This is a genomic window from Actinomycetota bacterium, from assembly GCA_035765775.1.
GTDB lineage: Bacteria > Actinomycetota > CADDZG01 > JAHWKV01 > JAOPZY01 > DASTWV01.
In genome coordinates, this window is the sequence record DASTWV010000057.1 from 13,434 (window position 1) to 32,894 (window position 19,461).

At 74.2% G+C, this 19,461-nt stretch carries 13 protein-coding genes; all 13 read right to left on the reverse strand.

The genetic code is table 11. The features are described from left to right. Positions 1–12 precede the first annotated feature (12 nt). The 13 genes from VFW71_13320 to VFW71_13380 all read right to left on the reverse strand — a co-directional run bounded on the left by VFW71_13320 (position 13) and on the right by VFW71_13380 (position 19,395). On the reverse strand, positions 13–2,931 hold the full coding sequence (locus VFW71_13320; GenBank protein ID HEU5003738.1) for a DUF4012 domain-containing protein: 2,919 nt from the start codon (positions 2,929–2,931) through the stop codon (positions 13–15). Further along, positions 2,931–3,539 carry a class I SAM-dependent methyltransferase gene (locus VFW71_13325; protein ID HEU5003739.1) on the reverse strand — a complete coding sequence of 203 codons (609 nt, stop codon included), beginning with the start codon at positions 3,537–3,539 and terminating at the stop codon, positions 2,931–2,933. Before VFW71_13325 ends, VFW71_13320 begins: the two co-directional genes overlap by 1 nt. Continuing rightward, positions 3,532–5,613 (reverse strand): glycosyltransferase, encoded by a 2,082-nt coding sequence (locus tag VFW71_13330; protein HEU5003740.1) that lies wholly within the window; start codon positions 5,611–5,613, stop codon positions 3,532–3,534. Before VFW71_13330 ends, VFW71_13325 begins: the two co-directional genes overlap by 8 nt. Before the next feature lie 2 nt (positions 5,614–5,615). After that, the gene (locus VFW71_13335) at positions 5,616–6,413 is read right to left on the reverse strand and encodes an FkbM family methyltransferase (protein HEU5003741.1); all 798 of its coding nucleotides are present in this window, start codon (positions 6,411–6,413) and stop codon (positions 5,616–5,618) included. A gap of 1 nt (position 6,414) precedes the next feature. Then, on the reverse strand, positions 6,415–7,254 hold the full coding sequence (locus VFW71_13340; GenBank protein HEU5003742.1) for a hypothetical protein: 840 nt from the start codon (positions 7,252–7,254) through the stop codon (positions 6,415–6,417). Between the two features lie 12 nt (positions 7,255–7,266). Next, positions 7,267–8,601: a lipopolysaccharide biosynthesis protein gene (locus tag VFW71_13345; protein HEU5003743.1), complete on the reverse strand. Its 1,335-nt coding sequence runs from the start codon at positions 8,599–8,601 to the stop codon at positions 7,267–7,269. Continuing rightward, complete coding sequence (locus tag VFW71_13350) at positions 8,598–9,698, reverse strand: glycosyltransferase (GenBank protein HEU5003744.1); 1,101 nt, start codon at positions 9,696–9,698, stop codon at positions 8,598–8,600. The genes VFW71_13345 and VFW71_13350 overlap by 4 nt, the downstream gene beginning before the upstream one ends. Further along, on the reverse strand, positions 9,698–12,043 hold the full coding sequence (locus tag VFW71_13355; GenBank protein ID HEU5003745.1) for a glycosyltransferase family 4 protein: 2,346 nt from the start codon (positions 12,041–12,043) through the stop codon (positions 9,698–9,700). Before VFW71_13355 ends, VFW71_13350 begins: the two co-directional genes overlap by 1 nt. Continuing rightward, a complete protein-coding gene (locus VFW71_13360) occupies positions 12,040–13,515 on the reverse strand; it encodes a hypothetical protein (GenBank protein ID HEU5003746.1) in 1,476 nt (491 codons plus the stop codon). Before VFW71_13360 ends, VFW71_13355 begins: the two co-directional genes overlap by 4 nt. Continuing rightward, complete coding sequence (locus VFW71_13365; protein HEU5003747.1) at positions 13,506–15,947, reverse strand: glycosyltransferase; 2,442 nt, start codon at positions 15,945–15,947, stop codon at positions 13,506–13,508. The genes VFW71_13360 and VFW71_13365 overlap by 10 nt, the downstream gene beginning before the upstream one ends. Before the next feature lie 4 nt (positions 15,948–15,951). Then, positions 15,952–17,277 carry a UDP-glucose/GDP-mannose dehydrogenase family protein gene (locus VFW71_13370; protein HEU5003748.1) on the reverse strand — a complete coding sequence of 442 codons (1,326 nt, stop codon included), beginning with the start codon at positions 17,275–17,277 and terminating at the stop codon, positions 15,952–15,954. A gap of 74 nt (positions 17,278–17,351) precedes the next feature. Next, positions 17,352–19,109 carry a polysaccharide biosynthesis tyrosine autokinase gene (locus VFW71_13375; protein ID HEU5003749.1) on the reverse strand — a complete coding sequence of 586 codons (1,758 nt, stop codon included), beginning with the start codon at positions 19,107–19,109 and terminating at the stop codon, positions 17,352–17,354. Continuing rightward, complete coding sequence (locus VFW71_13380; GenBank protein ID HEU5003750.1) at positions 19,102–19,395, reverse strand: helix-turn-helix domain-containing protein; 294 nt, start codon at positions 19,393–19,395, stop codon at positions 19,102–19,104. Before VFW71_13380 ends, VFW71_13375 begins: the two co-directional genes overlap by 8 nt. Positions 19,396–19,461 lie beyond the last annotated feature (66 nt).

Genomic DNA, 19,461 nt, shown 5'->3' on the forward strand with positions numbered 1-19,461 from the left:
CTGATCGCCGGCCTAGAGGTGGCTGGCGACCTGCGCCAGGAGGGTCGGGGTGGCGGACACGGAGAGGTGCCGGCTGCTGGTGAGGCGGCCGCTCCAGGCGAGGAGGCCGCCGCCCGCGTCGGCCAATCCCTGAGCCCTCGAGATCTGGTACCCCGCCGGGAGCTGGACGTGGACCGTCAGGCTGTCCGGCTGCACCATCGCCTGGTTCTGCACCGTCAACTGGTACCCATCGGGTCCGAGGACCCCCGGCACGTCGTAGCGGATCTGCAAGGTGGCCGAGCCGCCCTGGGGAACCTCCACGTAGGTGGCGAGCAGCCGCTTCCCCAGCTGGGCGCCGTCGAAGACATCCGGCGCCGTCGCGCCGTTCACGGAGACCCCCTCGAGGACGGCGTTCGCCGGCACCAGCGCGCCCAGGTAGGTCCGGTCCACCCCCGCCGCCAGCCCGAGGTCGGGGCGTGCCCCGCCGACGACGTCGGGCAAAGCGACCCCGGCGGGCGCCGAACTGTGCTCGGCGACGGTGAGCACCACCTGCTCCGATCCATCGCGGGCGAGGTCGGCGCGGTAGTCGATGGCGCGGTGCAGGTAGTAGTCCATCTTGTTCTCGCTCTGGTTCTGGCCGTCCACCAGCAGGTAGTCACCGGGGCCCCGGGCAACCGTGCCCCCGACGCCCACCTGGCTCAGCATCGCCTCCAGGCCGGGCACGGTGGAGTACACAGTGAGGTCGTCGCCCGCGATGGACTTCGCCAGGGCCCCCGCCAGGGCGCGAGGATCGTAGCTGCCAGCGAGGATGCGCTCGAAGACGGCGTGGGCGACCCCGGAGAGCACATCGTGGCGCTGGGTGGTGCTGGGGTAGGCGAAATACAGCTGGTTGAGCGCCCAGTCCACGACATTGGCCGAGGAGAGGGGCACCGGGATCCCGGGCACGCTGACCGGTCCGGTCACCGCCAGGAGGTTGGCCAGCCCGGTGGGGTCGATGCCCACGAGCCACGTTGCCTGCAGCCCGGTCACCCGCTGCAGCATGCCCAGCAGCACCTGACCGCCCGAGGCGAAGCTGGGGCTCATGGTCAGGTTCTGCCAGGCGGCCAGGGCACCGAGTCGGTCGTACGTGGCGGCGTACTCCGCGGGCAGGTCGCCGGCCGCCGTCGCGGCGGGGAGCCCGGGGAGCGCCTGGTTGCCCGTGAACTGCCCCAGCGCCAGCTGGCCGGCGGTCGCCGTGACCACCCCGATCGAGCCCAGATATCCGCCCCGCCCCCGTTGTTCGGCGTTGTCCTCAGCGCCCACGACCCAGGTCTGCTGCCCACCGGCACCGAAGGCAGCTGGGATGAGCACGGTGGCCGCCCGGGCCTCCTCGGCGAGCCGCCGGGCGTTGGCCAGCTCCCCGACCGCGCTCGCCCGGGCGGTGCGGACCGGGCCCACCAGGAAGCCCGCCGGGCTCCCATCCACCGCCTGCTGTGCCCGGGCGACGTCGGCCCGCAGCGCCGCCGCGGGGGTAGCGGCCTTCTGGAACGAGGTGAGGTCCACCACGCCGTTGTGGATCGGCAGGTCCAGGCGCCCGCTGCCGTGGGCCACGGAGGCCAGGACCGCCACCCCCTGCCGGCCGGCGGCAACCAGGTCGGACCCGCTGCGCGTGAGGGCCAGGGACACGGCGAAGTTGTTGCGCACTCCGGGCACGATCCGGCCGGCCAGGGTGAGCGGCGAGCTCAGGAGGTCCTCGGCCCGGCGCAGTTGGGGCGCCGCGGCATCGAGCGCCGCTCCGGCGGCCGGGAGTTTGAGGCCCTTGAGCGCCGACTGCGCGCGCACCAGATCGGCGTGGGCGGCCTTGAGCCGGGATGAGGCCGCCAGTGCGGTCGCCCCGGCCACCGCCAGCAGCACGAGCCCGGTGAGCACCACCGCCGCCAGCCCCACCCGCGCCGGGCGGAGCCGCCGCCGCCCGCGGACCCCGACGAAACCCAGCGCTCCAGCCCCCGCGGCGCACCCGGCGAGCAGCACAACTCCCGGCAGGGGGGTCGGCGCCCGGACCGAGAGCACGGCGGCAGCACCGCCGGCGAGGGCGCACCCCGCGTGGATGGCTATCACCCCGCGCCGGTGGAGCCCGAGCCGGCGGAGCCGGTGGGCCAGGTGGTCGGCCCCCGGACGCCAGAGTGGCCTGCCGGCCAGGAACCGCCAGCCCAAGGTGGCCCCCGCCTCGCACAGGGGCACCACCAGGCAGGCCAGGACGGCGACCAGCCCGGTGATGGGCGCGGTGGGGAGCCGCAGCCGCAGAGCCGTCACCGCCAGCAGGAAGCCCAGGAGCAGGGAGCCCCCGGAGCCGAGGTGCATCCGGCGCCTGCCCGAGGTGGGACCCAGGAAACCCAGGCTGGCGCCCAGCGCGGTCGCCGCGAGCGTCGCGGCCAGCTCCTGGTGGACCAGGAACCCGAGCGCCAGGAGCCCGGCGGCGCACCCGGCCCCCGTGGCGGCCGCCACCCCGCCACAGGTGTCGAGCGCGGTGAAGGCGTTGGCGACGGCGACCAGCACGATCACCGAGAGGGCCAGGCCGGCGAGCCCCGAGGCGATGCCGTGGACGCCGGCGCCCGCCCCCCAGGCCAGCAGCGCCACGATTCCTTCGACCGCCAGCCACTTCCAGCCGGGCACCGGGCCGCGGCGGGCCCGGTCGTCCACCATCCCCAGCCAAAAGAGGAGCACACCCCCCACCACCACGCCGCCAGCCGGCCCGGACAACCCGTGGGCGATGGCCAGGCCGGCCAGCGCCGCCAGCCCGAGGGCGGCGCCGGGAGCGTAGGAGACCGAACGCTGCTGCCGCCCCCCGGGGGGAACCGGGTGGCGCACGAGCCGCAGGCGCCTGCCCAGCAGGTCGGCGGCCGGCGTGGCCACCGCGCTGAGCACCAGGGCGATGGCGAACCCGCCCAGGGCGGCAAGTTGGCCGCCCCGCATCAGCCGGCCACCGCTCGGAGGTGGAGCTGGTGGCCCAGGAAGCGGTCCCACCGGCCGCCGGTCCACCGCGACAGCTGCGCCCGGCGCCCTTCGCCGAGGACGAAGCGGTGCGCCTGCGGCAGCCACCCGGCCTCGACCAGCGACTCCTCAAGGGACTGGAGCGTGAACCAGTGCAGGTGGGTCCGGTCCCAGAAACCGCCGTCTTCGTAGGCGAACCTCCCGCCGGCCATCACCAGGAGGGCCTGGAGTCGCTGGATGTTCGGCACCGAGACGATGAGGGCCCCACCGGCGCTCACCCGGGCGCGCAGCGCGCGGAGGACCTGCCAGGGATCGACGAGGTGCTCCAGGACGTCGGCGGCAATGACCACGTCCACCGGCGGCGTATCCCCCAGGGCCTCCACCGGCATCTGGTACACCTCGTCGTAGCGCCCGGCAGCGACGGCGGCGTCGGCACTCGGCTCGACCCCCAGCAGGCGCTCGGCTCCCGACCCGCGCAACCGGGCGGCCCACTCCCCGACGCCGCACCCCAGGTCCAGGACCGTCCCCCGCAGCGGGCCGATGAAGTCGAGGAGCGCCGCGTTGACGGCCTCGCCGTAGTGCTCAGCCACGCCGCACCGCCTGGCGGACCGGGGCGGGCAGCAGGCTCAACGGCCAGGACGCCAGGGCCACCAAGGCGGCGCCGTAGGCACGCGCCACCTCGGTGCGGGCTTCACCCAGGCCACGGGTGCACAGCAGCCGCCGGTAGAACGCCTCGGACTCCACCCGGCGCCGGAGCCCGCGGTCGGAGCCCAGGTTCTGGCCGTGCACCCGGAAGCGGGCCAGCCGCTCCGGCACGTAGACCGCGCCCAGACCGGAGAGCGCGAGGCGCACCTGCAACCAGTAGTCGTAGCGATCGCCGGCCCAGCCGGGGATGCCGGGCACCGCCGCCCGGCGCCAGACGGCGCACTGCGCGATGGGGACACCCCGCCGCCCGATGGCCAGGCCCCCGAAGGGGCGGTGCAACCCGGGACGGAGCCCGGCCCGGCCCCAGCGCTCGCTGCTTGCTTGGCTTGCCGCCACGTCGATGGCGCCGCCCCCATCGATGACCCAGTGGTCGGAGAAGGCCACGACAGCGTCGGTGCAGGCATCCAGCGCCTCGGTGAGCTCCGCCAGCAGCGTCGGGCACCACTCGTCGTCGTGGTTGATGATGGCCAGGCGGCGCCCCCGCGCCGCCCGCATCCCGCGGTCGTGGTTGCGGGCCACGCCCAACCGCTCGCTGGGGAAGTACCGCACGCGGGCGTCGTCGATCGCGGCTACCACTCCAGCCACCTCGCCCGCCGGTGAGTCGTCCAGGACCAGGAGCTCGAAGTCGGCGAAGGTCTGGCCCAGGACGCTGTCGATCGCCGCCCGCAGGTAGGTGGGCGAGTAGGCGGCCAGCAGCACACTGACCCCCGGGGCCGCACCAACGGGCCCGGCTGCCGCCGCGTCGGTGTAGCCAGTGCCGGAGGTCACCCGGTCGGCGAAGGCTCGGACCGCGCCCGCGGTCACGCCCAGGTCCATCCACCGGTGGTAGAAAGCCTGTGCCCGCCCGCCCAGCTCGCGGCGCCGGTGGGCGTCGGCCAGCAGGTCCCCGATGGCCCCGGCCATCCCGGCGGCGGGGCAGACTACGACCGCCCGCTGGTCGACGAAGAAGTCCCATCGTTCGGGACCATCCAGCGCCACGACCGGCCGGCCGCAGTCCAGCACCCCCGCCAGGGTGCTCTTGCGGGTGCTGGGCCCGGCCCGGTCCGGGAAGGCGATCACGTCCGCCTCCTCGAGGGCCGGGCGGAGACCGGCGATGGGCAGGACCCCGGTGAACTCCAGCGCGCCCTCCACGCCCGCGGACTGGGCGGCCGCCCGCCAGCGGCGCCCGGCGGGGCTGTCAGGGCCGGGGGCGCCGATCAGCCGCAGCCGCCCACCGAGGCCCCGGGCGTGCAGGTCGGTGACCGTCGCCAGGACGGGTGCGGGATCAAACCCTTCCGCCCCGTACCCGAAGACGCCGATCACATCCTCCGATCCGGCATCCTCCGATCCGGCATCTTCTGACCCGGTACCACCCGCCTCGCCGCCCGCTGCGGGCCCCTCGCCTGGGGGGAGGGTCGAAGGCACCGGCACCACCGTGACCGGCCTCCTGGGCAGCCATCGCCGGCCGGCCAGCCAGTCGCTCCGGCCCTCGGTGGTGACCACCGCTCCCCGGGCGCCCAGCAGCATCGGCAGCAGGGCGGCCCGCTGGCCCATGGCCCACAGCGCCGCCTTGCCGCTGAGGCCGCGGAACGGGTAGACAAGCTCGTGCAGGACGTACACCACCGGGCCACAGTGCCGGGCTGCCGTCGCCAGGGCCGGCGCCCAAACCGGGAGGCCGCGGTACCCCCAGCTGAACGCGCTGTAGTGCACCAGCACCCAGGCGTAGCCCCCATCCCGGAGCCCGGCAAGCTGCGCCGACCACCGCACCCATTCCCGGTGGGCCTCGGCCAGGGACCAGTCCAGGTCTCGTTCCCACCACGCGGTCGTGACGGTGAGCCCAGCCGCCCGGAAGGCGCCGCACTGGCGCTCGGCGTAGTCGCGCACCCCGCACGGCTCCGACGTGGATGCGCCCACCACCAGCACGGCGCGCCCGGGGCCCGCCGCACCCGCGGATCCGGCCAACTGATCGGCGTGGGGCACGGCTACGCCCCCTCGAGCCGGTAGATGCCCTCGGCCCCGGGCCGCCCGATGTGTTCCCGGCCGAAGCCGGCCGCCAGCAGGGTCCGCCGGATCCTCTCGGCGTCCACCACATTCGGGTGCCACTCGCCCACGATGGCCTTGACGTGGATGAGCCAGGAGAGGTCTCCGGCGAACAGCACCCCCTCCCCACCCTCGATGTCGATCTTGACGAGGTCGGCGTCGGAACCCAGCCGGTCCAGAAGGTCGGGCATCGTCACGCTGGGCACGCGCAGCCCGCCACCGGGCACAACCCGGCCCAAGTTCGAGCTGGCCGACAGGGCAAACTCCAGCACGCCCCGGTGGTCCGCCACCGCGGCCTGGATGACCTCGGCCGCCACGCCGTTGATGGCGAGGTTCCGGGCAGCCAGGGTGGCGTTCTCGGGCACGGGCTCCACTGCGATCACCCGCGAGATGCCGTAGCGCCGGCACAGGCAGAGCGAGGCCAGACCGATGTTCGCCCCCAGGTCGATCAGCGTGGCGGGGCGGAAGCCGGCGGGCAGCGGGTAGAGGTCCTCGAGGACGCACTCCCGGACCGCCTGGATGTCCCCGCGGTTGCGCCGGTAGGTGAAGCGCAGCCCGTCCCGGGTCACCGCCCGGCGCTCGGCATTGCTCCCCGGCATCGACGGCCAGAGGCCGAGCCCGCGGTAGGCCAGGACATCGACGGCATAGGCCGGCCAGGTCGTCAGGTGGCGCCGGGCCAGGCGCATCTCGCGGGCGATCGCGGTGAGGGTGCGGACCCCCCGGTGCAGAGGACCCAGCACCTCAGCCCTCCTCCCCAGCAGCACCCGGCGCCATGGGGACGCAGTGCGCCCATTCCATGGGATGGGGGGTGGTGGGGCGCAGCTCGTCCAGCGCTGCAGCCACGGCCTCGGGCGGCAGGTGTTCGAGGGCCGGCGGCACCGCGGTGCGGGGCCAGGCGCGGATGAGCTCCACCTGGTGGCTGGGCCGGAACCGCTCGACGACCGCCTCCGAGAGGCCTGGGGAGGCGAACTCGTGCAGCTCCACCAGCACCTCGGTCCCGGCCAGGGCGGCCACCACCTCGGCGGTCAGGAGCTCCCGCTCGCACCCTTCGCAGTCCACCAGGAGCACCCCCCGGGTGCCGGAGCCCAGCAGGGCCACCAGTTCCGGGCCCCGGCACCCGCCGCGCACCTCGACCCGCTCGCCCACCCCGTTGCGCCGCGCCATGTCGCGGCACTCGCCCTGGGCACGCGGGTCGGCGTCGAAGGCCACAACCCGGAGCCCGGGGAGGCGTACCGCCATGCCCACGGCGTAGTACCCCTCGGCACACCCCACGTCGACGAAGAGGTCGGGCGCCCGCAGCACCCAGGACTCGACGACGGGGACGAGTTCCTGCTCGTAGGTCCCGACCAGGATGGGGGCAGCCGTGCCCCAGGTGGTGGCGGGCAGGTAGCGCAGCCCGCGGAAGGGGCCGTCGAGCACCATGTTGCCCGTCAGCCCGCGCACGTCTGCCTCGAGCGCCCGGCGGAAACGCCGGGTGCGCTCCGCCTGGCGGGCCGACGGCACCAGGGCGCGCTCCAGCCGCTTGCCCAGGTCCACGAGTTCTCCGGGGAGCACCCCTTTCAGCGCTGCGCGCACTGGCACCGCGTCACCTCCTCATGCCCGGGCGTGCGACGGCCGGACCACTTGGAGGACCCGGTTGCGCAGCCATCGGCAGTCCGCCCAGCGGGGCGCCAGGTCCACCACCCCGAGCCGCCGCAGGAAGCGCACGTTCCACGCCAGCGTGGCGCCGTAGGCCACCGAGGACACCGCGCTGGCGGCGACGATGCCGAAGGGGCGGAGGAACACGGCCAGGCCGGCCACGGTCACCACCAGGCCGGCCACCTCGGCCCACGTCGGCCACTGCGGCTTGTTCAAGATCACCAGCGTCGAGGCCGCGGTGGCCGACAGCCCCAGGGCCAGGCTGCCCGGCAGGAGCAATAGGAGCGGCGTGAACGTGGCGCGGTAGGCGTGCCCGAAGACCAGGGGGATGAGCCACGGCGCCGGGGCAGCCACCGCCAGGCAGCAGCCCACCAGCACCAGGGCGGTCAAGCGCATGTAGCGGGCCGCCTCCCGGCCGCGCTGGGAGGACGCCCCCACCTCGCCGAAGCTGCGGGCGGTGACCGCACCGGAGATCTGGATGGGGACGGTGGCGAGGGCCACAGCGACCGCGTAGATGCCGATCTGGGCGCTCGCCAGGTAGGGCGCCATGAGGATCTGGTCCAGCCGGGCATTCGCCATGTTCGCCACGTTCCAGCCGAAGCCCCGCGCCCCGAAGCCCAGGAGGGGGCGCAGGGGATACCGGCCGCGGGGCCGGTCCCGGACGTAGATGACCGTCGCCAGGGCCGCAGCCGCGCCCGCCGCCAGGTTGCCCGCCAGATCGGTCGCCACCGTGAGCCGGTGCAGCGCGAAGAACCCCAGGGTGGTGAGCGCGCTCACCACCAGCGGGATGGCCCGGACCTTCGCCAGGGGCCCGAGGGCACCCTCGGCCTGCAGCAGCGCCTGGAACGACAGCCCCACCTCGGAGGCCGGGGTGAACAGCAGGTTGAGCACCGCCCAGAAGCGGGCCCACCCGCCGATGGTGTGCAGCGGGCCCACCATGATCAGCCAGGTGCCGGCCACCGTGAACGGGATGGTCAGCGCGGCGAGGACCAGGGCCGCCGACACCAGGGCGGGGCGCCGGTCCGGTTCCCAGACCGCCCGTTGGCCGATCGCCAGCGGGACCCCGAAGGAGAGCACCACGGGCAGCGCGGCGGCGTATACCACGACCGCAGCCACCTGCCCCCGCCCGGCCGGCCCCAGCACCCGGGCCACGATGGGGCCCGTCAGCGCCGCCAGCACGGTCGGCGCCAGCGTGGCGCCGGACAGCTTCGCCACCGACCCCCGGCGGGAGCGGGCGTACGTACGGGTCCCCGGCCCGAAGCGCCGGGCCCCACTGCTCCGCCCGGTCACCCATACGCCGCCTGGCCGGGAACCCGATCGGGCAGCACGTGGCGCCGGAGCGCCTCAACAAACCGGTCCTCGGAGAAGCCGTCGGCGTGCTGGCGGAGCAGCGCAGGGGAGAACCGGGCGGACCGCAGCTCCTCCAGCCCGGCCCGGATCTGGGGGCCGGTGGGCTCGTCGAAGAAGATCCCGGTCTGCCCCGCCACCACGGTGTCCAGGAACCCGCCCAGGCGCAGCACGCACGACGGCTTCCCGAAGGCGGCCGCCTCGAGCGGGGTCAGCCCGTAGTCCTCGTAGGAGGCGGCGACCAGGCCGGCGCACTGGGCGTACAGCCAGCGCAGCTCGGCGTCGGAGACCCCGCCCAGGAACCGGACATTCGCCGGGCAGCGGGCTTCCAGGCGGCCACGCTCGGGCCCCTGCCCCACCACCACCAGCCGGTCCGCCGTTCCGGAGACGGCGGCGACTACGGCGTCGACGTTCTTGTACGCCAGCAAGCGGGAGACGCAGAGCAGGAAGCCAGGCTCGATCCCGGGCACGGGCGCCTGCTCGGCATCGGGTGCCACGTTGTGAGGAGGCGGGAGCAACGCCGCGTGGATCCCGTAGACCTGCCCGATATGGGCGGCGACCGCCCGCGAGGAGGTGAGGTAGCAGTCGGCGGACCGCGCGGCCCGCTGGTCCCAGCGGGTCAGCCAGGGCTTCGCCGCACCGAGCGCCACCGAGAGCAGCGGGCGGCCGTCGCCGACGTAGCGCCGGGTCTGGTAGAGCCACCGGGCCGGGGCGTAGCAGTAGACCACCTTGCGGCCGTCCACCGGCACCCCGTGGGCCCACCCGCTGGAACTGCACAGCACGACGTCCGCCTCCACCCGGCACCGGCTGAACACCGGGGCCAGCAGCGGCAGGGCCCAGCGGTGGTGCCGGCGGAGCGGGCCGATGCGGTTCACCGGCAGCGGCCGGATGTCCGCCGAGGCGAACTCGGGGAACGTCCCCCCCGCCTCGTAGAGCGAGGTGTACAGCGGGGCCCGGGGGAACGCCTTCAGCATGGACAGCACCACGCGCTCGGCACCCCCGCGCTGCGTCAGGTAGTCGTGGACCAGGGCGACGCGCATCACGCCCGGCCCCCGGCCAGAAGTCCGTCGTAGACGACCGATATCCGCGGGGCGATGGCAGCCGGCGTGAACTCCTGGGCGCGCACCCGCCCCGACCGCCCCAGGCGTGAGCGCAGCTCCGGGTCGCCCGCCAGGCGGAGCAGGACCCCACTCAGCGCATCGACGTCGCCGGGCGGGAACAGCAGGCCGGTCACGCCATCCTCGATGACCTCCTTCGGCCCGCCGGCGGCGGCGGCCACGACGGGCAGGCCGGCCGCCATGCCCTCGACCACCACCTGGCCGAACGGCTCGGGGATGACCGAGGCGTGGACGAGGATGTCGAGGGCGCCGAGGGCCGGGGCGAGGTCGTCGACGTAGCCCGCCCATTCGGTGTCGCCCGCGATCCCCAGCTCCAACGCCAGGGCGCGGATCCGGGCCTCGTAGTCGTCCTCCCCGAACAGGCAGCTCCCGAGGATCACCGCGGTCGCCCCGCAGCCGGTCCCCCGGGGCGAACCGAATGCCCGGGCGAACGCCTCCAGGAACACGTGCTGGCCCTTCCACGGGGCGATGCGGCCCAGGATGCCCACCCGCAGGCCCTCCGCCCCCCCTCGGCGCCCGGCTCCGGCCCGTCGTTCGGGCACCGGGCCGACCGCGATCGGGCTGGGGACGACGGTGACCCGGTCCCCGGGGAGACCGAGGGTCGCCGCGGTGGCCTCTGAGTTGCAGATCACCCGGGCGGGCAGCCAGTGGGCCAGGGCACGGACCGCGGCCACCGCGGGCTTCGGCAGGTAGTCGGCCGCGATCCGGTCCCGGACGTGCCACACCACCGGGACCCCGGCGAGCCGCCCCGCCAACCCCCCGTACACCGCCGCCTTCAGGGAGTTGGTATGGACAAGGTCGGGACGGAACCTCCGGAGGCGCCACGCCAGCCTGGCGACGTAGGCGCCGCTGTCCCACACCGCCCGGAGCGGCAGGGCACGCGGGTGGACCGCGCTGCGCGCCAGCGTCCGGGTGCGGTCCGCCAGCGCCAGGACCTCCGTCGAGATCCCTGCCCGCCCGAGCCGGTCCAGCAGGGGGCCGGGCTCGGCGACGATGACGTGTGCGTCGACGCCCGAGAGGGCGGGCAGCAGCCGGGCGAGGGCCAGCTCGCCGCCGGAGAGGCCGCCGTAGTGGTCGAGGTACACCACGCGGACGCCCCGGGGCCGCCCGGGCGCGCTAGCGGCCCGGTAGACCTCTTGGTTCCGGGCGGCGACCTGCCGCCAGGAGAACTCCTCGGCGTGCGCCCGGCAGGCCGCCGGGTCCGGGAGCGCCCGGGCGCCGGTGCGGGCGGCGAGGAGCCTGCGGGCCAGTGCCCCGCTGTCACCCGCCGGGACGATGGCCGAGGGATCCAGGCCCACCAGGGCGTCGGGCAGCCCGCCCACGTCGGTGGCGATCACCGGCGTGCCGCACGCCAGGGACTCCAGTGCCACCAGCCCGAACCCCTCGAGGGCAACCGAGGGGACCACACAGGCGTCGGCGCTGCGGTAGCACGCCACGAGGTCGTCCTCGGACACCCAGCCCAGGAACCGCACCCGGGAGGCGATCCCGAGACGGGCGGCGAGCGCCTCGAGGTCCGAGCGCAGCGGCCCGTCGCCGGCAAGGACCAGCACGGCGCGGGGGTCCTCGCCCAGGCTGGTGCTCCAGGCGCGGAGCAGCGTGTCCAGGCCCATCCGCGGCACCTGCCGGCGGACGGCCACGCACACCCAGTGGTCATCGGGGAGCCTCAGTCTGGTCCGGGCGGCGGCCCGGTCGCCGGGGCGGAACCGGTGCAGGTCAACGCCGGGCGGGATCACCGTGATACCCCACGGCACCACGCCGTAGCGCTCCACCAGTAGCCGCCGGAAGGCGCCGGACAGCACCACGATGTGGCGGGCGCGGCGGTAGACGGCACGCTCCAGACGCCGTTTCGCCCACACCACCCACCGGCGCTGCTCGCCGGCGCTGGCGCTCTCGTCGGCCCACGGCCCCTGGAAGTGGACCACCAGGGGCAGGCGCCGGATCCGGGAGGCCACTGCGGGAACGACGATCGGCAGGAAGGCGTAGAGCGCGAAGTGGGCATCGACGACCGTCGCGGTCCTGCCCGCCCGCGCCGCGACCCGGGCGTAGGCGAGCATGCGGCGGGGCACGGACCGGGCGCCGGGCACGGCGAGCACCTCAGGGTCCTCCGGCTGGCGGGAGACCGGGCCCACCACCACCGCGCGCACGTCGGACCCACCCCCGGCCAGGGCCCGGGCCAGGTCCCGCAGGTACCGGTTCAGGCCACCGGGCTGGTCGGGGAACCACCCCATCCCCAGCAGGAGGGGCCTGCTGGCGGGGGCGGCGCTCACGGGCGGGCCCCGGCCAGCGCCAGCACGTCGGGCTCCGCGTCTGGAGACCCGGCCTCGGCGGCCGGCGGGCGGGCCGAGGCGGCGTCCACCCAGCCGAGGACCAGCCAGACCAGGGCGGCCACTGAGTACAGCCCCCCGTTCAGCCACTGGAAAACCGTGACGGCCAGGAAGAACAGGGCCACGCGGGACACCGCGTCCTGGCGCCGCACCGCCACCCGGTACGCCTGGAGGAAGCCGGCGCCCAGCACCATCACGAACGCCAGGACTCCCGGGATGCCGAAGGCCACCGCCACATTGGAGGGGTCCAGTTCCGTTCCGGCCGAGGACCCGCCGAACTTGCTGGCCGCGATGGTCACCGAGCCCGTCCCGAGACCGAGCGGGTCGGTCAGGGCCGAGCGCAGCCCGCGGCCGCCGAGGGAAAGGTGCTGGCGCAGGGTAGAGGACGTGGCGCCGAGGGGGTCGCCGAGTCCCTGGAGCTGGTGCGCGGCCAGCTCGGACGAGGTCGCCCGCGTCGGGGCCCCGGCGGACAGGTGGGCCGCAAGCACCAGGAGGGCGCCGGCGAAGAGCACCCCCACCAGGGCCCCCACGCCGACCGGCACCTTCAGCCGCGCCGCCACCACAAGGCCGGCGGCCAGCAGGACGACGATCAGGACCGAGCGGGAGCTCTCGTAGAACAGGGCGACGCCGCACAGGCCGAGCGCGGCCACGGTCAACGGGGTCCGCACCGGGCCCGCCCGCCGGGCGAACCACGCCCCCATGCCCATCGCCACGAACAGCGCGTACTCCTGGGCCGACGAGAAACTCGAGAAGGCCCGCACCGTCCCCCCGACGCTCAGGGCGGCGTAGCCGGCGGTGCGGATCCAAGTCAGGTCCCAACTGGGGAAGTGGGAGAAGTTCTGGTAGAGGCCGTAGAGCGCGGCCACCACGGCCAGCCCGCCCACCAGCGCTCCCACCCGGCCCAGGGTCGCGTCGTCGCAGAGCGCCCGCCCCACCCAGAACATGAGGAGTGGCACCAGCAGGAACGCCAGCCCGGCGAGGCCGGTGCGCAGACTCCCCTGGAGGGGGTTGAACGCCTCCACGACGCTCAGGAGGGCCAGGGCCCCCACTGCCTTGCCCAGCAGAGAGGGCCGGGCCAGCGCCCCTGAGCGCACGGCCAGGAGGAAGGCGAAGACGATGATGACCGGCCCGATCACCAGCAACGGGTCGATGCTCGACCCGGCGGTGGGCTGGGCAACCACCCGGCGGACCAGGCCGAGCACTGCCAGCCAGGGGATCAGGACGTAGAGGAGCGCGCGGGGCGCCAGGACGCCGAGCCCGAGGGTACCCAGCGCCGCGGCGCCGACGAGGGCCACCCGGACCCCGCCCGGGTGCGCCACCAGCCACCCGGCGGACATGGCCAGCCCCACCCCCGCCACCAGCACCGCCGCCTCCCATGCGGGCATCACCGGGCGGGCGGGGAGCCTCAGTGCCACGAGCCCGCCCCTTCCCGGGCGGCCGGCAGCCGTGGACCGCTGGCTTCGGTACGGGTGGCTGCCGTGCGGCGCTCCAGCACCGCTCGGTACAGCCGGGCGTACGAGTCGGCCGACGCTTCCCAGGTGTATCCCGCCGCCCGGACCCGGGCCGCAGTTCCCAGGTGGTGGCGGAGGCTGGCGTTCCCGCCCAGGCGCGCGAGCGCCGCCGCCACCGTGGCGGGGTCCCGGTCAACCAGGATCCCCGCCTCACCGTTACCGACCAGCTCGCAGACCCCGCTCACCCGGGTGGCGATAACCGGCAGCCCGCAGGCGGCGGCCTCGAAGCTGGCCAGGGAGAAGGTCTCGTAGGCGCTGGGGAGGACGAAGACGTCGGCGGCCTGATAGAAGACCTCTGGCACCTCCGAAGGACCGAAGAACGTCACATCGGGGGCCACGCCGCACGCCTCGGCGATCCCCTGCATGCGCCGGGGCTCCCCCCCGCCCACCACCCACAGGCGGTAAGGGCAGCCCTGCTCCCGGACCCGCTCCAGCGCGTGGATGAGGATCGGAAGGCCCTTGCGGTCCCAATCTCCCCCGACGAAGAGGGCCACGAGGGCGTCCTCTGGGACCCCGGCCTGGGCGCGCATGCGCGCGCGGGCGGCGCGGTCCGGGCGGAACACCTGGGCGTCCACCCCGTTGGGGCAGGTGGCGATGGCGACGCCCGGGAACCAGCGGGCGAGCTCGGTGGCCACACCGAGGGACACCGGCGCCAGCCAGCCCAGGCGGCCAGGGCGGTAGCAGAGCCGCTCGCTGCCGCGGGCGATGGCCTTCGACACCGCCTTGTTGGCCCGGCGCAGCAGCGGGATGCCCCGCTCCGGGGGGAGGTCCCGCTGGGCGGCTTGTGCGCCGGCGTGGCAGTAGTGCACGGCGGCCACATCGACTCGGTTCACCACAATGGCCCCGACGGTGTGCACCACGTCGGCGTCCACCCGCCGGAGGGCCACGCTGGCCCGGGCCAGGAACCACCCGAAGCGCACCGCGAACGGCCGGGCGGGGATCGGGATGCGCGTCCAGCCCTCCACCAGGGGGATCAGCTCGGGCTCCAGGTACCCCGAAACCACGTGGAACCGGAATTCCCTGTAGGTGTGCTGGATCAGCTCGGCACACGCCCGCTCCATCCCGCCGCGGTGATCGACCCGGTGCGCCACCAGGGCGACCCGGGGCCGGGCGGCAGGATCCGCCGCGGGCGGGGGTGGGCCGGTGGGCCCGGGGGTGGCGTCGGGAGGGTGGCGCCGGAGCCTGCGCCCCCGGCCCGGGATGTCGAGCGAGGTGAGCAGCTCGGCGAAGCCCGCCGCCATCCGCTCCTCGGAGAACCGGGGGGCCCGGGCCAGGGCCCCCGCGCGCAGTGCTGCGGCCCGGGCTTCGTCCCCGACGATGGAGAGGATGGCGTCCGCCATGGGAGCCGGCTCCCCCACCGGCACCAGCACCCCTGACACCCCGTCCTCGATGATCTCGAGCGGCCCCCCGGCAGCGGTCGCCACCAGCGGCTTGCCCAGGGCCAGCGCCTCCACCAACACCAGCCCGAAGGGCTCACCGAAGGAGGCGTGCACCACCACATCCATCGCGTCGAACCACGGGTAGACATCGCTGCGGTGGCCGGCGAAGTGGACTCGGTCGGTGATCCCGAGCTCCTCCACCTGGGTCTGGAGCTGCGCCGGGTAGTCGCCCTCCCACCCGAGGACCGCACCACCTACCACCAGGAAGCGCGCCGCGGGATTCGCCCTCGCCACCCGGGCGGCCGCCTCGAGGAACACCCGCTGGCCCTTCCAGGCCTGCAGGCGGCCGACGATGCCCACGACTGGGGCGGATTCCCAGCCTAGCTGCGCCCGGATCGCCTGGCCGGATCCGCGGTACTCCGCCACCTGTTCCACCGGCGATCCGAGATGGATCTTGACCACGCGGCGCTCCGGGGTCAGCTCCCGCTGGGCGGCAACCGCCTCCTCGCAGCTGGCCACCACGACCGTGGCGGGCACCCGGGCGGCGACCGCATCCATCCGGGAGGCGGCATCCGGAATCCCCTGCTGCCACCAGATGGCCGGCACGCTGCTGGCCCAACAGGCGGCCCCGCCGTACACGTGGCCCTTCGCCATGTTGGACACCACCGCCTGGATGCCGGTGCGGCGGATCATGCTCCGCAGCTCACGCACCACGCGGATGCCGGCGGCGGGGTCCCGGAGCCGACCGGCCTCCACCACGTGCGCCGGCCAGCCCACCTCGGCGAACCACTCCTCGACCGGACCCCGGTGCAGGAGCACAGGTTTCGGCTCGTACCCGAAGGCGGGGAGATGGCGCGCCAGGCCCACGAGGGCGCGCTCGGCGCCGCCCGGCACCGCGCTCGGGCTGACGAGCAACACCGCACCCTTGCCGGGACGCTGGTTTAGGAGGTGGGCCATCGGTTTACGCGGCCGCTGGCTTCTGGGGAGGCCGGCCGGTCGGGTAGTACGCGAAGCCCGCTGCCGCCACCTCCTCGGGATCCAGGAGGTTGCGGGCGTCGATGATGATCGGGATGGCCATGACCTCCCGGATCCGGGCGAGATCCAGGGCGCCGTACTCCGGCCAGTCGGTGGCCACCACCAGGCAGTGCGCCCCCGTGGCCGCGGCATATGGGCCGTCGGCCAGTTCGAGCCCGGGCAGCGCGGCAACGGCCGAGGATCCTGCCGCGGGGTCGGCGCCGGCCACCTGCGCCCCGGCCTCCATGAGGTGCCCGGCCAAGCGGAGTGCGGGCGAGTCCCGGATGTCGTCGGTGCCCGGCTTGAAGGCGAGCCCCAGGACCCCGACCCGCTTGCCCTCGAGGTTCCACAGGGCGGCGCGGACTTTGCCCACGATCGCGTCGAGCGCCTCGTCGTTCAGCTTGACCACCTCGTCGAGCAGGCTGAAGTCGTAGCCGAGTCGCGTGGCCTGCGAGCGGAAGGCCGCGAGATCCTTTGGGAAGCAGAACCCGCCGTAGCCGAGGCCGGCATTGAGGAAGGCGCGGCCGATCCGGGGGTCGGCGCCCATGATGTCGGCGATCGCCACCACATCGGCGCCCGAGGCCTCGCACACCCGGGCCAGGCCGTTGGCAAACGAGATCTTGAGGGCCAGGAAGGCGTTGCAGGCATGCTTGGCCAGCTCGGCGGTGGCCACGTCGGTGGCGAAGTACTGTGCCCCGGCATCGACAATCGGTGCGTACAGCTCCCGCAGGAGGCCGTGGGCGACCGCCGAGTCCGCCCCCACCAGGATCCGGTCCGGGCGCAGGGAATCCTCCACCGCCGCCCCCTCGCGCAGGAACTCGGGGTTGGATGCCACCTCGAAGCGGTGCCGGGTGGACCGCGAGAGCACGAGGCGGACCCACTCGGCGGTCTGCACCGGCACGGTCGACTTCTCCACCACCACCATGTCCCGGCTAGCCCAGCGGGCCACGGCGGAGGCGGCGTGCTCCACCGCCACCAGGTTGGGCTCGCCGTTGGGCCGGCCCGGGGTGCCGACGCAGATGAATGCCACTTCGGCCCCGGCAATCGATGCTTCGGGGTTCCCGGCGAACACCAGGTGCCCTCCGGCCTGGCCGGCGTCCACCAGGGCCTGGAGGCCCTCCTCGTAGAAGGGCATCACTCCCGCCTGCAGCGCCGCCACCTTGGCGGCGTCGTCATCCAGGCCCACCACGTGGTGGCCGATGTGCGCCAGCGCGGCGGCAGTCACCAGGCCAACGTGGCCCGCGCCGATCACGACAATCCGTCGGCTTCTCATACGTCTCCTCTCAAAGGTGTGGATGGGGCATCGCTCCAGCCGGTCGCCCTCGGCAGGCGCGCCTGGGCCGGGCTTCAGTGGTCGTCGTGCGCCGGACGGCGCCGGGGCGCAGGCTCTCTCACCGGCTGATCGGGGAACCAGCCGTCGCCCGCAGCACCCTGCTGCCAGGGGTAGTCGGCGGAACGGGCGTGGGTGCTGACACTCGGCTGCGGGAGCTTCCCGCCCACCGGGCGGTTCGTCGCCCGCTCGGACCGCTCCCGCCTTCGGCGCGCCCCGCGGGGCTCTTCCGCGGTATACGAATAATAGTCGTACCCATAATATCCCGTATCATAATCAAAACCTCTGGACGACCCGACTCCGTTGATCACAACCCCGAGCAGTTGGCCGCCCGCTTTCTGCAGCTGCGCCTGGGCGTGCGTGAGCGTCCGGTGGGTAACCTCGCCCGGGTTCACCACCAGCACCACCCCGTCCACCCGCGAGGCGAGCGCGCCGGCGTCCGCCACCCCCAGCAACGGGGGGGAGTCGATGATCACGAGGTCCGCCGCCGAGCGCAGGACCTCGAGGATCTCGCCGAAGCGGGCCGAGGCCAGGATCTCCGCCGGATTGGGCGGGGTGCGCCCGGCCGCCAGCACTCGCAGATGGGGCAGCTCGTTGGTCTGCATCAGGCGCTCCAGCGGCACGTTGGGCAGCACGGCGTCCACCAAGCCCAGCGAGTTCTGCAGCCCGAAGAACCGGTGGACGCTCGGGCGGCGGAGATCGGCCGAAACCAGGACGGTGCGGACACCGGAGACCGCGAACGCGGCGGCGATGTTGGCGGCCGTCGTGCTCTTGCCCTCCCCTTTCACCGAGCTGGTGACCAGCAGGGTGCCCAATGGCCGATCAACGGAGAGGAACCGCAGGTTGGTGCGCAAGCTGCGGTAGGCCTCGGCGGTGGGCGAGGCGGGGTTGTGCACCAGCGCCGCAGATCCCGCCGGGGTCTCCAGCTCCTTGGTATGGGGAACCGATCCCAGGATGAGCGAGCCCGTGACCGCCTCCACGTCCTCGGCGCTGCGCAGGCGGTCGTCGAGAGCCTCGATGAGCAACGCCAGGCCGACCGCCAGCAGGAGTCCCAGTGCTGCACCCAGCAGCACGTTCTGCTTCCCCTTCGGGCTCACCGGGAAGCGGGGGGTGGCGGCCGACTGCACGACGGATCCCCCACCGGACACGATTGAATTGGCGCCCGGCAGTTGGTCGAGTTGACCCTGGAGCGTCGTCAGGGTGTCGTTCATCGAGGTCACCGCGGTGGCGGAGGCGGGCGAGGCACCGGCGGCCGCAATCTGGGCCTTGAGCGAGTCGATCTGCGTGGTGAGGTCCTTGCTGGCGGCGGCGATGTCGTTGATCACCGCGTCCCGCTGGAAGGAGATGAACGCATTGGCCACCGCGTCGGCCCATGCGGCCGCCAGCGCAGGATGGTGGTTGGCTGCCTGCACCTGGATGATCTGCGTGCCCGGAACCACCGACGCCTTGACTGTGGACCGCTGGGCGCCGGCGGCCCCGGGCGGCAGGTTCTTCTGGGCCAGCGTGAGCACCGCGTCGCTCTGGATCAGGGTGACGTCGGTCTGCATCGCCACGGTGGGATTAGCCAGGAAATTGAGCACGTCGGAATTCGGTGACGACGGGTTCACGAACGGGGTGACGTTGACTTCGGCGGTCGCCTGGTAGGTCGGCGCCATGCGGACCGACACCACTGCTGCGCTCACCGCCCCTGCGACAACCAGGCCCGCGATGATCAGCCAGCGGCGCTTGAGGATGCGCAGGTACTTGCGGAGCAGCTGGGCGCCGGCGTCATCCACGGGCGCCCCCGGCGCCTTCGGCGGGAGCCGTGCGGGCGTCCGGGGGGGCGGCCCCCGCCCGGCTCCAGCTCGCCAGCACCCGGCCCACTTCGGAGACGGCAAAAAGCCGGTGGCCGCCGAAGGTCCGGTAACAGGCGATCTTGCCTTCGTCCGCCCAGGTCCGCACCGCCCGGGCGCTCACTCCCAGCGCCTTCGCCACCTCGGCGGTGCGCAGGGCGGGCTCCGCAGACGGCATCTCGGTGGGCGTCCCAGGACCGGCGAGATGACCGGGCAGCCGATCATGCATGGGATCAAGCTCTGACATGGTGCTCCCCTCCTGAGGGTGGACGTCGGGCAAGCCAGCGAGTGGCGG